Origin of the sequence: Streptomyces sp. NPDC015220 (assembly GCF_043079345.1) — a bacterium.
GTDB lineage: Bacteria > Actinomycetota > Actinomycetes > Streptomycetales > Streptomycetaceae > Streptomyces.
Genome location: NZ_JBIBUK010000016.1, coordinates 86,018 through 102,847, shown reverse-complemented (window position 1 = coordinate 102,847; position 16,830 = coordinate 86,018). Strand labels below are relative to the sequence as shown.

Genomic DNA, 16,830 nt, shown 5'->3' with positions numbered 1-16,830 from the left:
CACCACTCGTGCGCGGCGGCGCAGCGTTCAGCCGGACAGCCCCCGGCCCGCGGGCGCGTCCGGCGGGGGAGCGTCTCCGTCCGTGTCCGGCTGGCAGGTGTCGCACAGCTCGTGGTTTCCGTCGCGTGTGATGACGGTCCCCCAGCCCAGGCACTGCTCGCAGTCGCGAGCCAGGCCCAGGTCGGGGCGGGGCGGGGTGGGGCTGTGGTGGGCTCCGTAGGCCATGCGGGGGCGGCTCCTCGAAGTCGCTGTGACGATACTCACCATTTTGTCTGATTTTTCCGAGATGTCCAGAAAGTCATTGAAAGTGGTCGTCGCCGCACGCTCCGTGACCGGACATCGTGCGATGGGCGCGGCCGGGCGGACGCGGGGTGCTCAGGGGAGGACGCCGTCGACGTCGACGCGCAGGTGGCGCGGCCCGCGCAGCACCGCGTTCTGCCGGTACGGCGGCGGGTCCTCGGCCAGACGTGGGTTGTCCAGGCGGCGGGCCAGCGCGGTGAGCGCGAGCTGGGTCTCCATGCGTGCCAGGGGCGCGCCGAAGCAGCTGTGGATGCCGCTGCCGAAGCCGAGGTGCTGGATGTCCTCGCGGTCCGGGTCGAACCGGTCGGGGTCGTCGAACCGCTCCGGATCCCGGTTGCCCGCGCCGAGGACGAGCCAGATCCGCGAGCCCTTGGGGATGGTCACCCCGCGCAGTTCGATGTCGGTGATGCAGGTGCGCTGCGGCACCAGCTGCACCGGCGGCTCGTAGCGCAGCAGCTCCTCCACGATCCTGGCGGACAGGCCGGGCTCCTCGCGCAGCCGCTGGAGGACCTCCGGGTGGCGCAGCAGGGTGAGCATGCCGTTGGTGATCAGGTTGACCGTCGTCTCGTGTCCGGCGATCAGCAGCAGCACGGCCGTGCTGAGCACCTCCATCGTCGACATGGCGCCATCCGGTCCGTGACCGGCCACCAGGTCGGAGAGCAGGTCGTCGCGGGGTTCGCGGGTGCGCTGTTCGACCAGCCCGGCCAGGTACATGCCGAGCTGGACCCGGGCCTCCTGCGCGGCGCGCTGGGCCGGGGCGTCGGGCTCCATGCGGCTGTCCGGGTCCAGGCCGGCCACGATCGGGTCGACCCAGGCGCGGAAGCGCGGCTCGTCCTCGCGCGGCACTCCGAGCAGCCGGCAGATGACGATCACCGGGAACGGGTAGGCGAACTGGTCGACGAGGTCGATCTGCCGGCTGTCGCCGAGCCCGTCGACGAGTTCGGCGACGATCGCGGCCAGCTCCTCGCGCATCGAGTCGATCCGGCGGGGCCGGTGCGGCGGCCCGAAGGAGCTGTTGGCGATCCGGCGCAGCCGGTCGTGCTCGGGCGGGTCGAGCCGCAGGAAGCTCGGCGGCAGCCCCGTGGCCTCCGCCCCCGACAGCTCGTCCGCGCCCGGGTCGTCGAGGTTGGAGGCGTCCGAGCTGATCCGCGGATCGTGCAGCAGCCCCAGGATGTCGTAGTACGAGCTGACGACGTACGGGCCGCCCTCCTCCTCGTGCAGCACGGGAGTGCTGCGGAGTTCCTCGTACAGCGGGTACGGGTCGGCGCGGTTGGCGAAGTCGGTGATCCGGCGCAGGAGCGAGGCTTGCGGCATGGCGGGTCCTTCGGGCGTGGTGATGCGGCGAGAGGGGAGCGGCGCCGGTCAGTGCCGGGCCGGTGTGAAGACGAGCCGCCGGTCCGCGGGGGAGTAACCGCTGAGGGTCACGGTGGGGCCGTGGGTCGGCAGGGACGGGTCGGGAAAGTCGGCGGCAACCGGCTTGCGGCCCTCGGGACGGCGGTCCAGCGTCGGGTAATCCACGGGGAACGGCGCGCCCCGCTCGATCTGCCGCTCGTAGAAGTCCAGCCACCGCGTGTTGTCGAAGCTCACCGCCGCGATGACCCGGCCCTGGTAGCCGTACACCCCGACGAACCGGCGTTCGGCGAGCGAGCCCTGCGTGATCATGATCTCCTCGCCCATGGACGGCACGCCCACCGACTTGATGTTGACGCCGAACTGCGAGGACCAGAAGGCGGGCACCCACATGTGCGGGATCCGGTCGGCGCTGGCACTGATCATGTTGTGGGCGGCCACCTCCGCCTGCGCGACGGCGTTTCCCCAGTGCTCCAGCGAGAGGAACTGGTAGCCGAACAGCGGATGCGGGGAGCGGGCGACGTCGCCGGCCACGTACACGTCGTCGGTGACGATGCCCCGGAAGTCGAAGGCCCGGCAGCCGGCGTCGCAGGCGATGCCGCGCGGCCCGGCGCCCAGCCCGGACCCGGCCAGCCAGTCGGTGTTGCGGGTCGCGCCCAGCGAGACCACCACGACGTCCGTGTCGACGACGGAGCCGTCGGAGAGGTGGACGGCCCGCACCCGGCCGACCGAGTCGCCCTCCAGACCGGTGACCATGACCCCTGTGCGCAGATCCACCCCGTTGTCGCGGTGCAGCTCGGCGGCCACCGCGCCGATCACCCCGCCGAGGGCGCCCACCAACGGGGCGTCGGCGCGCTCCGCCACGGTGACCGGGACGCCCTGGTGCCGGCAGGCGGAGGCGATCTCCGACCCGGTGAACCCGGCGCCGATGACGAACACCCGGCGCGGCGAGGCCTTCATCCGCCGGTGCAGCCGGACCGCGTCGTCCCGGGTGCGCAGCACGAAGACACCGTCGAGCTGGGCCTCCTCCTCCTTCGGCCAGGGCCGGGCACGCACCCCGGTCGCGATGAGCAGCCGGTCGTAGGGCACCTCGTCGCCGTCGGCCAGCCGCACCAGGTGGCCCGCGAGGTCGAGCCCGGTGGCGGCGACGCCCAGCCGCCACGTCGCGTCGATCTCACGGCGCCGGGGCAGCTCGGTGCGGTCCGGCGCCGCCATGCCGAGCAGCACCGCCTTGGACAGCGGCGGCCGGTCGTACGGCGGGTACGGCTCGTCCCCGATCATGGTCAGCGAGCCGGTGAAACCCTCGGCCCGCAGCGTCTCGGCGGCCCGCAGCCCGGCCAGCGAGGCGCCCACGACGACGATGCGTCCCTCGCGCCTGAGCCACTCGTGGAACTGCTCAGCGGGCATCGGGGACCTCCCGCCCGGCCCTGGCGGACCCGCCGTCGGCCGGCCCGTCCGTGGTGATGGCCTGCACCGGACAGGCGGCGACGGCGCGGGCCACCTTCTCCCGCTGCTCGTCGTCGGCCCAGGGGCCGTACACGAGCGACTCCTCGCCGTGCATGGTGAACACGTCCGGCGCGAGGAAGGCGCACTGGGCGTACCCCTGGCACCTGTTGAGATCGACGACAAGCCTCATTGGCGACCCGCCCTTTCCGGCGGCCAGGTCCTGGGCGACCACGCCGCTCGGCGAGGTGCCCTCGGACGGCGGTCATCTCCCCTGCCAGGATCGAAGGCGCGGCGGGCCGCCCGCTCGCCGGGACCCGCCGAAGGAGTGACGGACCGGGACCCGGGCGGGCGTCACCGCGCCGGGGCGGCGCCGGTCCGGACGCGGGGGCCGCCGGCCACCAGGACGCGGCCGCTCGGCACCGGTCACCGGACGGGGACGACCGGCCGGCCCATGGCGCGCGGGGGCGACGGGCAGCGGTGCCGGCGCGGTGCGGAGCCCCGACACGGAAAGCCGACGCGGCTGGACGCCCGGCCGGCGCCCCCGCGTCACTTGCGGTAGCCGAGGATGGTCATCATGCCGGACTCGGAGTGGTACTGGTTGTGGCAGTGCAGCATCCACAGACCGGGGTTGTCGGCGTAGAAGTCGCACACCAGCTTGCGGTGCGGGAGCACGATGGCCGTGTCCTTGCGGGTGCCGACGTCGCCGAGGCCGGTCAGCGCGAAGGTGTGGCCGTGCAGATGGATGGGGTGCCACATGTCGGTGGCGTTGATGAGCGTCAGCCTCACCCGTTCGCCCTGACGGATCGGATGGCGGTGCTCGGTGGAGTAGGACCGGTGGTCGAACTGCCAGTTGAAACGCTTCATGTTGCCGGTGGCCCTGATCCTGATCCGCCGGTCCGGCTCGCGGTCGGAGTAGGCCACCGACTCGTCCGGCGTCAGCCGCCTGGCCGGCACCAGCGTCCCGTCCAGCTCATCGAGGCGCACGGTGGGCGAGGGCAGTGTCCTGCCCTTGTCGGTGCGCAGCACCGCCAGCGCCCGCTTCCCCTTGCCCTCGGCCAGCGCGACCAGGGGGAACGTGCCGTCCTTGACGGTGACGATCACGTCGTAGCGCTCTGCCATCCCGATGAGCAGGGCGTCCGTCCGGTGGTGCTCGACCGGGTAGCCGTCGGTGTGGGTCACCGTCATCGGATGGCCGCCCAGGGCCACCCGGAAGGCGGTGTCGGCGCCGGCGTTGATGATCCGGATCCGGACCCGGTCCCCGGGCTTGGCGCGGAACACCGCGGGGGCGTGCGGCAGCCGGCCGTTGACCAGGAAGTAGGGGTGGTCGACGTTGCCGCCCATGCCGTGCAGCAGCTCGCTGTGGGACTTGCGCAGGACCCGCGAGGGGCCCCCGGACGTGCGGCGCGGCGCCTGCCTGCCCGCGGATCCGTGATGGCCGGCGGAGGAGTCGTCGTGCCCGGACGCGCCGCCCATGTCCATGCTCATCGGCGGGCGCTTGCCGCCGTGCAACTGGGCCAGCACCGCGTCGGGATCGGAGCCGCCCACGCCGTCCACCCAGTCGTCCAGGACGACCAGCCACTCCTTGTCGTACTTCAGCGGCTCCCTTGGGTCCTCCACGATCAGCGGCGCGTACAGGCCGCGGTCCGGCTGCATGCCCTCGTGCGAGTGGAGCAGATACGTGCCCGGGTGGGCCACGGCGAAGCGGTAGGTGAACTGCCCTCCCGGTCTGATCCCCTCCTGGGTCAGGCCCGGTACGCCGTCCATGTCGCAGCGCAGGCGCACACCGTGCGAGTGCAGCGTCGTCGCCACCGGCAGGTGGTTGGCCAGCGTGAGGTCGAGCACGTCGCCCTTGGTGACGCGGACCGCCCGGCCGGGCGCCATGTTCCCGTACGCCCACGTCCTGATGGTGCGTCCGCCGAGGTCCAGCGTCGTCTCGGTGGCGGTGAACCGGTACGTGCGCACCGGGCCCGCGCCGCGCTTCCGCTCGGCGGCCAGGACCTCGGGGTCGGAGGGGTTCACATACCCCTTGGGCCCCTTGGGCACGAAGCGGCGGGGGGCGCGGTCGGCGGCGCCGGAGCCCGCGGCGGGATCCGGTCCCTCTGCGGCACCCGGACGCGGACCGGGCTCCGAGGGCGAGTCGGACCCGGAGCAGGCACCGAGGAGTCCCGAGCCGGCAGCCATGATCGAGGCACTGAGCAAGGTGCGCCGCGTATGTGTGTGCATGACTGAATAACACACGTTTTGTGACGATATGTGGGAGAACTGGGGCGGCGCGTCCGGTGATGTCGGCGGGCAATCCCCGGTCGAGGGCCCTCTCCCGCCCGGGTGTGATCACCCGTTCGGCGGCGGGCCCGGCGCCACCGGGCCCGCCGCCGCCCGCCCGTCAGCCGGCGCGGGCGGCGCTCCTGCGGGCGTTGTTGAACACGCGCATCAGATGCTTGGCCACGGCGCACGGCACGGCATCGGCATGGCACTGGCGGCAGCTGCGCATGTGGTGTTGGTAGTCGGCATGCGCTTGTTGCAGAGCATCGCCCTGGGACGGCATGAGGATCCTCGCACGGGGGTGTCGGACGGTACGCGAGGCGCTCAGGATGACTGTAAGGAGCACCTAAAGCCGCAGTTGATCACGTTACTGCCGGTAGTGGAAAGCGGCTTCCGGCCACGCAGCGCCACGGACCGGCCGTTATCGGCCCTGCGGCGCGGAGTACGCCCACCAGCGGCCCTCGTGCCGGTTGACCGAGATGGGCCGGCCGAAGCAGGAGGTCAGCCGCGGGCCGGTCAGCACCTCGGCCACCGGCCCGCCGGCCAGGATCCGTCCCTCGCGCAGCAGCAGGGCGTGACCGACGGCGGGGGACAGCTCCTCGAGATGGTGGGTGACCGTGACGGTGGCCAGCCGCGGACGGCCCCGCGACAGCCGGTGCATGGCCTCGACCAGGTCCTCCCGGGAGGGCAGGTCCAGGGCGTTGAACGGTTCGTCGAGCAGCAGCAGGGCGGGCTCGGCCATGAGCGCCCTGGCGATGAGGACACGGGCTCGCTGGCCGCCGGAACAGACACCGTACGGCCGGTCGGCGAGCTCCTTGATCCCCAGTTCGGCCAGGAGTTCGTGGGCCCGCTGCCGCACCTCCTCGTCGTACTCCTTCCACAGCGGCTGCACCGTGCCGGTGTGGCCGGTCAGCACCACGGTGTGCGCGCTCAGGTCCTGGGGCACGCGCTGGGCCGAGGTGACGTGCCCGATGCGGGAGCGCAGTTCCCGTACGTCGACCCGCCCGAGCCGGCTGCCCAGCACCTCGACGGAGCCGGTCGTGGGCTGCATCTGCGCGCCCAGCAGCCGCAGCAGTGTGGTCTTGCCCGCGCCGTTGGCGCCCAGCAGGGCCCAGTGCTCACCGGTGCGGACAGTCCAGTCGATGCCGTCGAGGATCACCTGGTCGGTGGTGAACCGGCGCACGCTCACCTCGCGGAGTGCCACGACGGAATCCTGGTCCGCCGGCCTGTGCTCCGTGCTCTCCTCCGCCATCTTCGGACTCCCCTCGACGCGTTCCGCCCCGCTCCTGCGGCACCGCCGACGGTAGATGCATCCGGCACCTTGTCGCCGGACTGTCCGGTGCGTGGACGCGGACCCGGCATGTCCGGGCCGGGCGCCGGGGCGACCGGGCGAAGGCGGGAGGCGGGGACGGAGGGGAGACGGCGCGGCGCCCGTGGCCGGGGACGCGGACGGCGGGGCGGAGTCCGGAGGCGGGAGGAGAGGAACAGGTGTGACCCGTGGGCGGGCGGCGGCAGGCGGGCAGGCTCACTCCATGGGCCGGAAGCAGGCGATGACGGTCTTGCCGTGCGGGCAGGGACGCGTCTCCCACGAGTCGGCCAGCGCGTCGACGAGGAACATCCCCCGTCCGCCCAGCCGTTCGGTGCTCGGCGCGCGAGGCGCCGGCACCTCGCTGGAGGAGTCGTGCACGGCGATGTGCAGGCAGCGGTTGTCCCAGGTGAGAACCAGTTGGGCGGAGCTGTGGGCGTGCGTGTGCGCGTTGGTGACCAGTTCGGAGACGGTCAGCAGCACGGCGTCCACCGTCTCCGGGGTGTTCGTGGTCCAGCCCAGTGTCTCCAGATGCCCGCGGGCCCAGTCCCGTGCCGCCTTCACCTCACTGTCCAGCGGCAGTGAGCGTGCCCAGCCCACCGCCCGAAGCGACGTCTCGTCCACTGTGAGCCCTCCCTGTCGTCTGTGACTGCACCGCGTCTACCCAGCGGAGCCGGGACGACGCGGTGCGAACCGGTTCGCCGGCCGCGGAGAGCACCGGGGCGGATGTGACGCAGCTGACAGGAATTGAGGGGGCGTGCGTTCCCGGAACAGGGGTATATGCAGCCCCGTGAACAGGGTGGTGAAGGCGGTGGACATGGATTCCGTCCTCCTCGGCGGTGGGAGAAGGGCCTCGGATGCTGACGTGATACGGACGGCGGCGGCCCTCGACGGGGACGGCACGTGCATCGCCGAAGCCCGTCGTCTCGCGGCCGGATTTCTTGCCCGGGTGCAGGCCGAGTTCGGACTGCCGGTTTCGGCCCGTGCCATGGACCTGACCCAGCTGGTGGTCAGTGAACTGGTCACCAATGCCCGCAAGTACGCCTCGGGGCCCATCCTGATGGACCTGGCGGTCGCGGGTGACGCGGTCGAGGTCGCGGTCTGGGACAGCGACCCGGTGCTGCCGGTGGCGCGTGCCGCCGATCCGGGCCGGGTGGGCCAGCACGGCCTGGAGATCGTGATGGCCGTGGTGCAGGGGTTCGAGGTGCGGCGGGAGCCGGTGGGCAAGCGCGTCATCGCCCGCATCGCCCTGCTGGACGAAGCGGACGGAGGGCCGACGGAACCCCGGGCCCGGTAGGCTCGCCGCCGCTGCCCGGCGCCCCGCCGCTGCCCGGCGCCGGGCCGGCCGTCAGGCCTCGAGGTCCTTCCTGTCGCCCATCACCACGACCGGGTGCTGTCGCGGGTCGAGTGTGCGCAGCAGGGTCCGCATCGCCGACTCGGGCAGGCTGACGCAGGCCGACGTCCCGCTGCCGTGGTCCATGTGCAGCCAGATGCTCCCGCCCTTGGACTGGCCCTCTGGCCGGGTGGGGTCGTTGGGCGGGGTGCCCTTGACCCGGTTGTAGTCGATGGCGATGACGTAGTCGAAGTCGTGCCAGTAGGCCTTGTTCCAGTAGTGCGGCGCCTGGAACGAGGAGGACTCGGTGTACGGCAGCGCGGCCCCGGGGTCGGCCAGCACCCCGCCCGCGTCGCTCAGCGTGAACACGCCCACCGGGCTGCGCTGGTCGCCCTCGTGGTGGTCGGACGTCCAGCCCCGCCGGCCGTTGTGCGCCGCCCAGGACCGCACCCGCTGCCAGGTCGAGCCGTGCTCGGTGAAGAGTTCCACGGTGGAGTCGGGGGAGTCGGGGCCCGCTCCGTAGACGGCGACGACCTGGCGGGTGCCCGCCGGGACGCGCCGCCACAGCCGGTCGCCGACCCCCGGCACCCGCTTCAACACCGTGGTGCGCGGCGCCGGGTCGTCGGTACCGCGGCCGCTGCCCGCCGCGCCGCCGCTGCGGTGGCCGGAACCGCCGCAGCCCGTCAGGGACATCGTCATCGCACCGCACACGGCCACCATGGCCGCCGTCCGCATCGCACCGCCTGTTCGCATGCGCCCCATGATTCCATCGCGGTCCCGGCGCCCGGCCCCCGCCCCCGGGCGGGACGTTGTCACCCGAATGGCTGTTCGTGGCAGCGTGGTAGCGGCTGAACGGGTGTCTCCTGGAGTCGGAGAGGCGTCCATCAAGGGAGCCGATCATGTATGAGATGTGTGCTGGAGTCGAAAAACCCGGCGGCGCGCTGGTGTGGCACGTCATGGCCAAGAACACGGCCAGGACGTTGTGCGGCCAGCGGCTCGGCCAACGCGTCGACGGGGCGAGCGCACAGCGGGCCGGCCACTGTTCCACCTGCATGGCCCGGTTCGGGAAGCTGATGGCCGCACCACCCGCCGTCAGTTCTCCCGCCGCCACGGATCGCTAGTCGTTCCGTGGGTGAAGGCCTGCCCGTCGCGGCGTCGTCCGCGACGGGCAGGCCTTCGGCCGTTCGACGGGCGGGAGTTCGGCCCCGCGACGGGCGGCGGGCCTGCGTTCGTGGGACGGCCGCGGTTCAGCCGTCGCGGCGTCCGCGCAGGCCGAGTACGGCGGTGAGGGCGCCGGCCGCGCAGAGCGCGCCCGTGGTGAGGGCGGCGGTGTGCAGGCCGTCCATGAAGGCGTGGCCGCTGCCTTCCACGACGGCCTCCCTGAGCCGGGCGGGCATGGCGGCGGAGACCGGTGCGACGCCCATGGACACGGCGTCCTTGGCGCCTTCGAGCTGCCGGGCGGTCCGCTCCGGCACACCGGCCGAGGTGAGGGCCGAGCCGAGGCCCGCACCGACGCGGCTGCTGATGAGGGACATGAGCACGGAGGTGCCGAGCGCACCGCCGACCTGGAGCGAGGTGGCCTGCAGTCCGCCCGCGACACCGGCGTCCGCGACCGGGGCGTTGCCGACGATGGTGTCGGACGAGGCGGACATCACCATGCCGACGCCCAGGCCCAGCGCGATGAACGGCGGCCACAGGGCGCCGTATCCGGAGTCGGTGCTCCAGGTGAGCATCAGGAACGACGCGGCGCCCTGGAGGACCATGCCCACCGGCATCGTCAACCGGGCCGAGAAGCGCCCGGTCAGCGCGGCGCCGAGCGGGGAGGCGACGACCGAGGCGAGGCTCAGCGGCAGTGTCCGCACGCCCGCCTCGACGGGGGAGAACCCGCGGACGTTCTGGAGATAGAGCATCACGAAGAAGATGGAGCCCAGCAGGACGAAGAAGTTCAGCCCGGTGATCACGGTGCCGACGGTCAGCGCCCGGCTGCGGAACAGCCGCATCGGCAGCAGCGGGCCGCTCACCCGGGTCTCGTACCGGCCGAACAGCAGCAGGACGACGATCCCGGCGGTGATCGAGCCGAGCGTGCCGGCCGAAGTCCAGCCCCACGTCTCGCCCTTGACCACACCGAAGACGACCAGGAGCGCGCCGACGGCGAGCAGCAGCACGCCGGGGATGTCGAACCTCTCGTGCCGGGCGGCCTCGTTGCGGCTCTGCGGCAGGACCAGGGCGCTGACGATCAGCGCGAGGACGCCGATCGGCGCGTTGATGTAGAAGACCGACTCCCAGTTGACGTGCTCGACGAGGAGTCCGCCGACGATCGGACCGAGCGCGGTGGAGACGGAGGAGACCATGGCCCAGATGCCGACCGCCATGCCGAACTTCTTCGGCGGGAAGACGGCACGCAGCAGACCGAGGGTGTTGGGCATCAGCAGGGCGCCGAAGAGGCCCTGCGCCGCGCGGAAGACGATGACCGGCGCGATGGCGCCGGACAGGCCGATGGCGACGGAGGCCAGGGTGAAGCCGGCGACGCCGACGAGGTAGACGGTGCGACGCCCGAAACGGTCGCCGAGCTTCCCGCCGAGGATGAGCGCGGCGGCGAGTGCGAGCAGATAGGCGTTGGTCACCCACTGCAGGTCGGCCGTCGTGGCGTCGAGGTCACGGCCGATCTCGGGGTTGGCGATGGAGACGACCGATCCGTCGAGGCCGACCATGAACAGGCCGAACGCCACGGCGATCAGGGTCAGCCAGGGATTGGCGCGGCGGCCGGCCGTCTGCTGGGGCGCGGCGGCCGACAGGGTCGCACTGGGCGAGGACACGATGAGAACTGCCTTGCGTGAGAAGGGTGGACGACGGGCCGGTGCGGCACGCACGGCCGCGCCTTCGGACGGAAGGGAGCCGAAGGCGTGCCGGTGTGACGAGCGGCCCGGGGGAGCGGGCGGGAGGAGGCCGGCCGGCGGCGCGCCTGAGGCGCGGTTCAGACCTGGCCGGCAGTGGGCCGCAGATGTGCGGCGAGGGAGTGCAGCGCGCCCAGGGCCGAGCCCAGCGCGGCCATCTCTCCGTCGCCGAGATGACGCATGGCGGCGGCGAGGTGGCGTTCGGCGAGGGCGTCCGCCACGGCGAGACGCTCCCGCGCGAGGTCCGTGCAGTGCAGGTGGGCGACGCGCCTGTCGGCGGGGTCGGAGCGGCGCTCCAGCAGCCCCCGGCCGGTCAGCTGGGAGACGAGGGCGCTGACGTTGTTCGGTTTCATCAGCAGCACGTCGGCCGCCTCCCGCACGGTGACGCCCTCGTGCTCGGCGGCGAGCCGCAGCAGCGCGAGCTGGCCGTCGGGGAGCTTGTCGTGCGGGAAGTCCGCGCGGATGCGGTGGTCCAGAGCCCGGTGCAGCGCCGGCAGGGCGACCGCGAGTTCGGCGGCCGCGCTGTCGGCGGACATACGGGTTCCGGGCATGCCCGTAGAATACATATGGAACTATAGGTATGTCAATATAGGTAACCGGTTCGGGTGGCTGGGCGGCATTGCCTAATGGCTTTAGGTATGCGCATAATCCATTCAGGCAACTGAAGGGATCGTCGTGCCACGCGCTGGACTCACCACCGAACGCCTGGTTCGTGCCGGAGCCGAACTGGCCGACGAGGTCGGCTTCGACCAGGTGACCGTCTCGGCGCTCGCCAGACGGTTCGACGTCAAGGTCGCGAGTCTGTACTCGCACCTGAAGAACTCCCAGGACCTCCGGACCAGGATCGCCCTGCTCGCGCTGGAGGAGCTCGCCGACCGGGCCGCCGACGCCCTGGCCGGGCGGGCCGGCCGGGACGCCCTGGCCGCCTACGCGGACGTCTACCGCGACTACGCCCGCGAACACCCCGGGCGCTACGCCGCGGCACGGCTCAGGCTCGACCCGGAGACGGCGGCCGCCAGCGCCGGGGTGCGCCACGCGCAGATGACGCGGGCGATCCTGCGCGGCTACGACCTGGACGAGCCGGACCAGACGCACGCCGTGCGGCTGCTGGGCAGCGTCTTCCACGGCTACGTCAGCCTGGAACTGGCCGGCGGCTTCAGCCACAGCGCGCCCGACTCGCAGGAGACCTGGACGTGGGTCCTGGACCGCCTGGACGCCCTGCTGCGGCACCTGCCCGCACCCTGAACCCGAACCGCTCCTCCCGATCAACAGGCCGAACCATGAGCACAGAGCCCCACTGGATCACCACCCCGATCACCGCCGACCTGCTGCGCGGCGCCCTCGACCTGGAACGCACGGCGCACGGTGTGCTGCCGCACCGCCTGCCCGCCCGGGCCCGCGCCCAGTGCGCCGACGGACAGCTCGCCATGGCCGAGGCACAGCCCTCCGGCGTACGGCTGGCGCTGCGTACCCGCGCCACCGCCGTCGAACTGGACACCCTGCCCACCAAGCGCGTCTACGTCGGCGCCGCGCCCCGCCCCGACGGCGTGTACGACCTGCTCGTCGACGGGCGCCTGGCCGGCCGGGGCAGTGTGCCGGGCGGCAGCACCCTGAGCGTCGACATGGCCGCGGGCACCGCCGAGCACACGCCCGGCCCGGTCGGCACCCTCCGCTTCACCGGCCTGCCCCAGCGCGTCAAGGACGTCGAGATCTGGCTCCCGCACAACGAGACGACCGAACTCGTCGTGCTGCGCACCGACGCACCCGTCGAGCCCGCACCGGACCGGGGCCGCCGGGTGTGGCTGCACCACGGCAGCTCGATCAGCCACGGCTCCGACGCGGCCAGCCCGACCACCACCTGGCCCGCGCTCGCCGCCTCCCTTGCCGACGTGGAACTGATCAACCTGGGCCTCGGCGGCAGCGCCCTGCTCGACCCGTTCACGGCTCGCGCCCTGCGCGACACCCCGGCCGACCTCATCAGCCTCAAGCTCGGCATCAACCTGGTCAACACCGACCTGATGCGGCTGCGCGCCTTCACCCCCGCCGTCCACGGGTTCCTCGACACCATCCGCGAGGGCCACCCCACCACGCCCCTGCTCGTCGTCTCGCCGATCCTCTGCCCCATCCACGAGGACACCCCCGGCCCGAGCGCGCCCGACCTCACGGCCCTGAAGGCCGGACGGCTGAGCTTCCGGGCCGCGGGCGACCCCGCCGACCGCGCGGCGGGCAAGCTCACCCTCACCGTCATCCGCGAGGAACTGGCCCGGATCGTTCAGCAGCGGGCCGCCGAGGACCCGAACCTGCACTACCTCGACGGCCGCGCCCTCTACGGTGAGGCCGACGCCGCCGAGCTGCCGCTGCCCGACCGGCTCCACCCGGACGCCGCCACCCACCGCCGCATGGGGAAACGATTCGCCGAACTGGCCTTCACCACGGGCGGCGCCTTCACGGGCGGCGCCTTCGCGGACGGCACTGTCCGACCCGGCTGCGACACTGCGGACCGTGCCTCTCGCTGATCTCTCCCTCGACCAGTGGCGGTCCTTCGACCCGCCCACCGCCCGCCGCGTGGCCCAGGAGGCCGCCGGTCTGGTGGGCGGCCGGGTGACCGGCGTAGAGAGCGTCGATCACCTGGGCGCGGCCCTGCACCGGGTCCGCATCGAACGGGACGGGCAGGAGTTCGCGCTGATACCCGGCGGCCGGGTGAGCCTCGGCTTCGACCCGGTCGCCTGGCAGCCGACGCCCGAGCAGGAGGCCGACTACGCCCACAGCGTGGAGCAGGGCTTCGGGCTCGGCCCCGACCTGCGCGCCCACCTCACGCAGATGCTCAGCCCCCGCCGCAGCGTTCTCCTGGCCACCGTCCTCATGGCCGTGGAGGCAGAGGAACTGACCGAGCCGCCGGCCGGCATGCCCGCGGCGCTCGCGGACCGGGGCCTGCGGATGCCGAGCCCCGACGAGTGGGAGCACGCCTGCGGAGCCGGCGCGGACACCCTGTTCCGGTGGGGAGACGACTGCCCCCTCGACCGCGTCCCCTGCGTCGACACCACCGGCCCGCACAACCTGACGAGCGCCTTCGGCCTGCGGATCGCCCATGACATCTACAGCGTCGAACTGAGCAGCGACACCGGCGCGGTCCACGGCGGGGACGGCGGCGAGTCGGTGTGCGGCGGTTACGGCCGTCTGCTCGCCTGGCTGCCCCTGGCCACCGCCAACCGCAACCCGTCCCTGGCCGAGTTCGTGTACGGCCCCGAGGGCGAGGACCTCTGCGAGGACTTCTCCACACGGCCGGTCCTCGCCCTCTGACCAGGGCTCGCGGCGCGCGGGCCGACACCCGCGGGGCGCACCTCGTGGCGCCGCGGAGGACCGGGCGCCGGGCGGCCGCTCCACCCGGAAGGACACGGTGATCCACGCCCAACCGGCCCCGCCCGGGACCACCGGAGCGACCGGCCTGGTGTTTCCGGCGTCGACGCCGCTGCCGCGACCCGAAGAAACGCCGACAAGCTCACGGGGTCCGGTGCGGTGCATCGCCCGCGTACCGGATGTGGTCGGGTGATGCGACGATCCGGCGCGTGGTGACCCCAGGCCGGGAGCCGGCGGAGCGCCGTGCCGGGCGTCGCGAGCCGGTGAACCGATGCGGCCGCGGCACGGGCTAAGGACGGGTCACCGAGACGATCACCTCCCGCAACTGCTCCACGTACAGCCGCATGTTCTTGTACGCGACGTCGGTGTCCGGGTACCGGCTCGCGAACTGCAGTCCTTCGTGGAGCCGGTTGATCCACGCGCACACCTGGTCGCCGTACGACACCCTGACCAGTCCGTAGGCCTTCAGTTCGGCCCAGTGTTCGGAGCCGGGCACCGCCCGGGCGTCGGTGAAGGAGACGATGGAGTACAGGTCGGGCGAGGTCGGGCGGAAGTCCGCGCCCAGCAGGCGCAGTACCCGGGCGAGGGGCATCCTGGCCAGTGACCTGTTGTCCCGGAGCTGCGCGCTCACCGCCCGCAGCAGGCTCCGGAAATCGGGGGTCCGCGCCGTGTCGATCTCGACGGGAGCGCCGCCTACGTACCAGCCCACGGAGTCCAGCCACTGGGACTTCCTCCTGGTGTGGAAGGGAACGACCGTGCGGTAGACCTGCTGTCCGCCGATCTCGTGCACGATCAGGCTGGTGGCCGCCAGGACGCCGACCAGGCTTCCGCCGAAGGGACGGCAGTACGCCTCGAACGCGGCCGCGTCCTCCGGCCCCACGAGCATCTCGTGCATGAGCTTCTGGCGGGGCAGTTCCCCCTCCGGCTCCAGCCCGAGGTCGAGGGGGAAGTTCGGCAGCCGGCCGTCGCACCGGCCGATGAACTCCCGCCAGCGCGAGACGATCGCGTCCGTGGCGCCCAGCTCGTCCGCGCTGGCCCGCTCGGTGCGGCAGAAGTCGACGTAGCTGCTGACGGGTTCGTGCTCGGCGCTGGCCCCCTCGATACCCGCGGTGTACAGCTCGTGGATCTCGGCGGGGACGCGGTAGATGGAGTAGGCGTCCACGTTGCTGTGGTCGAACGCCATGTACACGCTCGCGCCGTCGGCCCGGACGACGGCCGCGAACAGGAAGTTCGGCCAGCGCAGCGCGTCCGCCGTCGTGTCGAAGCGGTCCTGCATGTGCCGCACCAGCGCCTCCGCGTCGGCGAAGTCGCCGACGGTCTCACGGTGCAGTGACACGTCCTCCGCGTCGAGCGTGAAGCGGCGCATCTCGTCGCCCGCCCAGCGGAAGCCGCTGCGCAGCGTCTCGTGCCGGAGCATCCAGCCGCGCAGCGCCTCGCCGAGCACGTCGAGATCGACTCTGCCCGGGATGTCGAACGCCGCACCCAGCCAGGTCGGCACGAACAGGCCGCCCTCCCGGACGGTCCTGGCCGTACGGATGTGCGACTCCTGGATGTACGCGGGTGGCCGGGAATCGTCCGGCAGACCGGTCGCGGCCTCTACCGACGCCGGGTCGAGTGTCCACTCGACCAGCCGGCCGGGCCGGACCTCGCAGCGCTGGATGTCGGTGATACGCAAGGGAAGCCTCCGTTGCAGAGGGGGTACAGGGAAGCAACTGCGTAAGGGCACAAGTGGTTGCGGTCGGGTCAGCGCGCGGGCAGCCGATCGTAGGTGCGGAACGTGTACGTCGCGTCGTAGGACAGCAGGTTCCCGCCCGTCGCCGGCAGGCCGAGACGCCGGTCGAGCGGCCTCGTCAACGGGCCGCAGTCCTCCGCGCCCGGGGCCGCGAAGGCGTCGTCGTACGCCGAGAACTCGATCACGGGCGGTTCGGTGGACACCCATCGCGAGGGGCCCGACCGCTTCAGCGCGAAGTCGACCGGAGTGCTCGCGCCGATGGCGCACTCCCGCGGCAGCAGCGGGCTCACCAGCCGGAAGCGCAGGCTGAACCGTCCGGTGTAGAAGTCGGACCGGCCGCCGTACTCCGGCTGTACGGCGAGGCGTGCGAGCGGCGCGTGTCCGGCCGCCGGGATGCCGGTCAGTCCGCCCGGGACGGCGGTCGGCCGGCTGTGCATCGCGCCCCAGACCTGGCCCGGGGTGCCGTCGGGCAGCGGGCCCTCGGCGTGGGTCATGGTGATCGGCGCGAGCGTCATCGTGACGGTGCCCATGGTCAGCCGCGGCGCGGCGCTGTGCACCTCGCACCTCCACCGGGCCGGGTCGACGCCGGAGGGCAGGGCCGGGCAGTCGCCGAAATCCGCGGTGGGCGCGGCGCCCACCGTCACGGTGTCCACCGGTGCGGCCTCGGCCGAGACGGCCGGGTGCGCCGCCGCCAGTCCCAGCAGGGCGGCGGCACCGGCCAGGGCCGCCGCGGCGCGGCGGGCGGGGCGGGAACGGGGACGACGTGCGCTGATCTTCGACATGATCACAGCTTGCCGACGCGCACCGGGCCGCCACCATCGGTGAGATCCCTGTCCGGACCCCGAAACGG

At 72.7% G+C, this 16,830-nt stretch carries 18 protein-coding genes; 5 read left to right on the top strand and 13 right to left on the bottom strand.

The window, feature by feature from the left end; translation table 11 throughout:
* Positions 1-27 precede the first annotated feature (27 nt).
* The 8 genes from ACF061_RS27150 to ACF061_RS27115 form a co-directional block, all read right to left on the bottom strand.
* On the bottom strand, positions 28-225 hold the full coding sequence (locus ACF061_RS27150) for a hypothetical protein (protein ID WP_392269598.1): 198 nt from the start codon (positions 223-225) through the stop codon (positions 28-30).
* A 150-nt stretch (positions 226-375) separates the two neighbouring features.
* Positions 376-1,614, bottom strand: a complete 1,239-nt coding sequence (locus tag ACF061_RS27145) for a cytochrome P450 (RefSeq protein WP_392269597.1) — start codon at positions 1,612-1,614, stop codon at positions 376-378.
* A 48-nt stretch (positions 1,615-1,662) separates the two neighbouring features.
* Positions 1,663-3,057, bottom strand: coding sequence for an NAD(P)/FAD-dependent oxidoreductase (locus tag ACF061_RS27140; protein ID WP_392269596.1), 1,395 nt, complete (start codon positions 3,055-3,057; stop codon positions 1,663-1,665).
* Complete coding sequence (locus ACF061_RS27135) at positions 3,047-3,286, bottom strand: ferredoxin (protein ID WP_392269595.1); 240 nt, start codon at positions 3,284-3,286, stop codon at positions 3,047-3,049. The genes ACF061_RS27140 and ACF061_RS27135 overlap by 11 nt, the downstream gene beginning before the upstream one ends.
* 356 nt (positions 3,287-3,642) lie before the next feature.
* Positions 3,643-5,319, bottom strand: coding sequence for a multicopper oxidase family protein (locus ACF061_RS27130; RefSeq protein ID WP_392269594.1), 1,677 nt, complete (start codon positions 5,317-5,319; stop codon positions 3,643-3,645).
* A gap of 160 nt (positions 5,320-5,479) precedes the next feature.
* Entirely contained in the window at positions 5,480-5,641 is a 162-nt protein-coding gene (locus ACF061_RS27125) for a hypothetical protein (protein ID WP_392269593.1), read from the bottom strand.
* A gap of 138 nt (positions 5,642-5,779) precedes the next feature.
* A complete protein-coding gene (locus ACF061_RS27120; protein ID WP_392269592.1) occupies positions 5,780-6,610 on the bottom strand; it encodes an ABC transporter ATP-binding protein in 831 nt (276 codons plus the stop codon).
* Between the two features lie 273 nt (positions 6,611-6,883).
* Positions 6,884-7,288, bottom strand: coding sequence for an ATP-binding protein (locus ACF061_RS27115; protein ID WP_392269591.1), 405 nt, complete (start codon positions 7,286-7,288; stop codon positions 6,884-6,886).
* A 193-nt stretch (positions 7,289-7,481) separates the two neighbouring features.
* Here ACF061_RS27115 and ACF061_RS27110 point away from each other — a divergent pair, with 193 nt between their 5' ends.
* On the top strand, positions 7,482-7,961 hold the full coding sequence (locus ACF061_RS27110) for an ATP-binding protein (protein WP_392269675.1): 480 nt from the start codon (positions 7,482-7,484) through the stop codon (positions 7,959-7,961).
* A gap of 51 nt (positions 7,962-8,012) precedes the next feature.
* Here the strand turns inward: ACF061_RS27110 and ACF061_RS27105 are convergent, their stop codons facing one another.
* Positions 8,013-8,750, bottom strand: coding sequence for a hypothetical protein (locus ACF061_RS27105; RefSeq protein ID WP_392269590.1), 738 nt, complete (start codon positions 8,748-8,750; stop codon positions 8,013-8,015).
* Between the two features lie 155 nt (positions 8,751-8,905).
* Here ACF061_RS27105 and ACF061_RS27100 point away from each other — a divergent pair, with 155 nt between their 5' ends.
* Positions 8,906-9,118, top strand: a complete 213-nt coding sequence (locus tag ACF061_RS27100; RefSeq protein ID WP_392269589.1) for a hypothetical protein — start codon at positions 8,906-8,908, stop codon at positions 9,116-9,118.
* Between the two features lie 126 nt (positions 9,119-9,244).
* On the opposite strand, the gene ACF061_RS27095 is transcribed toward ACF061_RS27100, so the two are convergent.
* Both ACF061_RS27095 and ACF061_RS27090 read right to left on the bottom strand, forming a co-directional pair.
* Positions 9,245-10,813 carry an MFS transporter gene (locus ACF061_RS27095; protein ID WP_392269588.1) on the bottom strand — a complete coding sequence of 523 codons (1,569 nt, stop codon included), beginning with the start codon at positions 10,811-10,813 and terminating at the stop codon, positions 9,245-9,247.
* A 158-nt stretch (positions 10,814-10,971) separates the two neighbouring features.
* On the bottom strand, positions 10,972-11,442 hold the full coding sequence (locus ACF061_RS27090) for a MarR family winged helix-turn-helix transcriptional regulator (protein WP_392269587.1): 471 nt from the start codon (positions 11,440-11,442) through the stop codon (positions 10,972-10,974).
* A gap of 124 nt (positions 11,443-11,566) precedes the next feature.
* Here ACF061_RS27090 and ACF061_RS27085 point away from each other — a divergent pair, with 124 nt between their 5' ends.
* The 3 genes from ACF061_RS27085 to ACF061_RS27075 are packed head-to-tail and all read left to right on the top strand — an operon-like array spanning position 11,567 to position 14,191.
* Positions 11,567-12,136 (top strand): TetR/AcrR family transcriptional regulator, encoded by a 570-nt coding sequence (locus tag ACF061_RS27085; protein WP_392269586.1) that lies wholly within the window; start codon positions 11,567-11,569, stop codon positions 12,134-12,136.
* Positions 12,137-12,171: 35 nt separating this feature from the next.
* Positions 12,172-13,407: a GDSL-type esterase/lipase family protein gene (locus ACF061_RS27080; protein ID WP_392269585.1), complete on the top strand. Its 1,236-nt coding sequence runs from the start codon at positions 12,172-12,174 to the stop codon at positions 13,405-13,407.
* Positions 13,394-14,191: a hypothetical protein gene (locus ACF061_RS27075; RefSeq protein ID WP_392269584.1), complete on the top strand. Its 798-nt coding sequence runs from the start codon at positions 13,394-13,396 to the stop codon at positions 14,189-14,191. Before ACF061_RS27080 ends, ACF061_RS27075 begins: the two co-directional genes overlap by 14 nt.
* A gap of 346 nt (positions 14,192-14,537) precedes the next feature.
* On the opposite strand, the gene ACF061_RS27070 is transcribed toward ACF061_RS27075, so the two are convergent.
* Entirely contained in the window at positions 14,538-15,923 is a 1,386-nt protein-coding gene (locus ACF061_RS27070; RefSeq protein ID WP_392269583.1) for a condensation domain-containing protein, read from the bottom strand.
* A 68-nt stretch (positions 15,924-15,991) separates the two neighbouring features.
* The gene (locus tag ACF061_RS27065) at positions 15,992-16,762 is read right to left on the bottom strand and encodes a hypothetical protein (RefSeq protein WP_392269582.1); all 771 of its coding nucleotides are present in this window, start codon (positions 16,760-16,762) and stop codon (positions 15,992-15,994) included.
* Positions 16,763-16,830 lie beyond the last annotated feature (68 nt).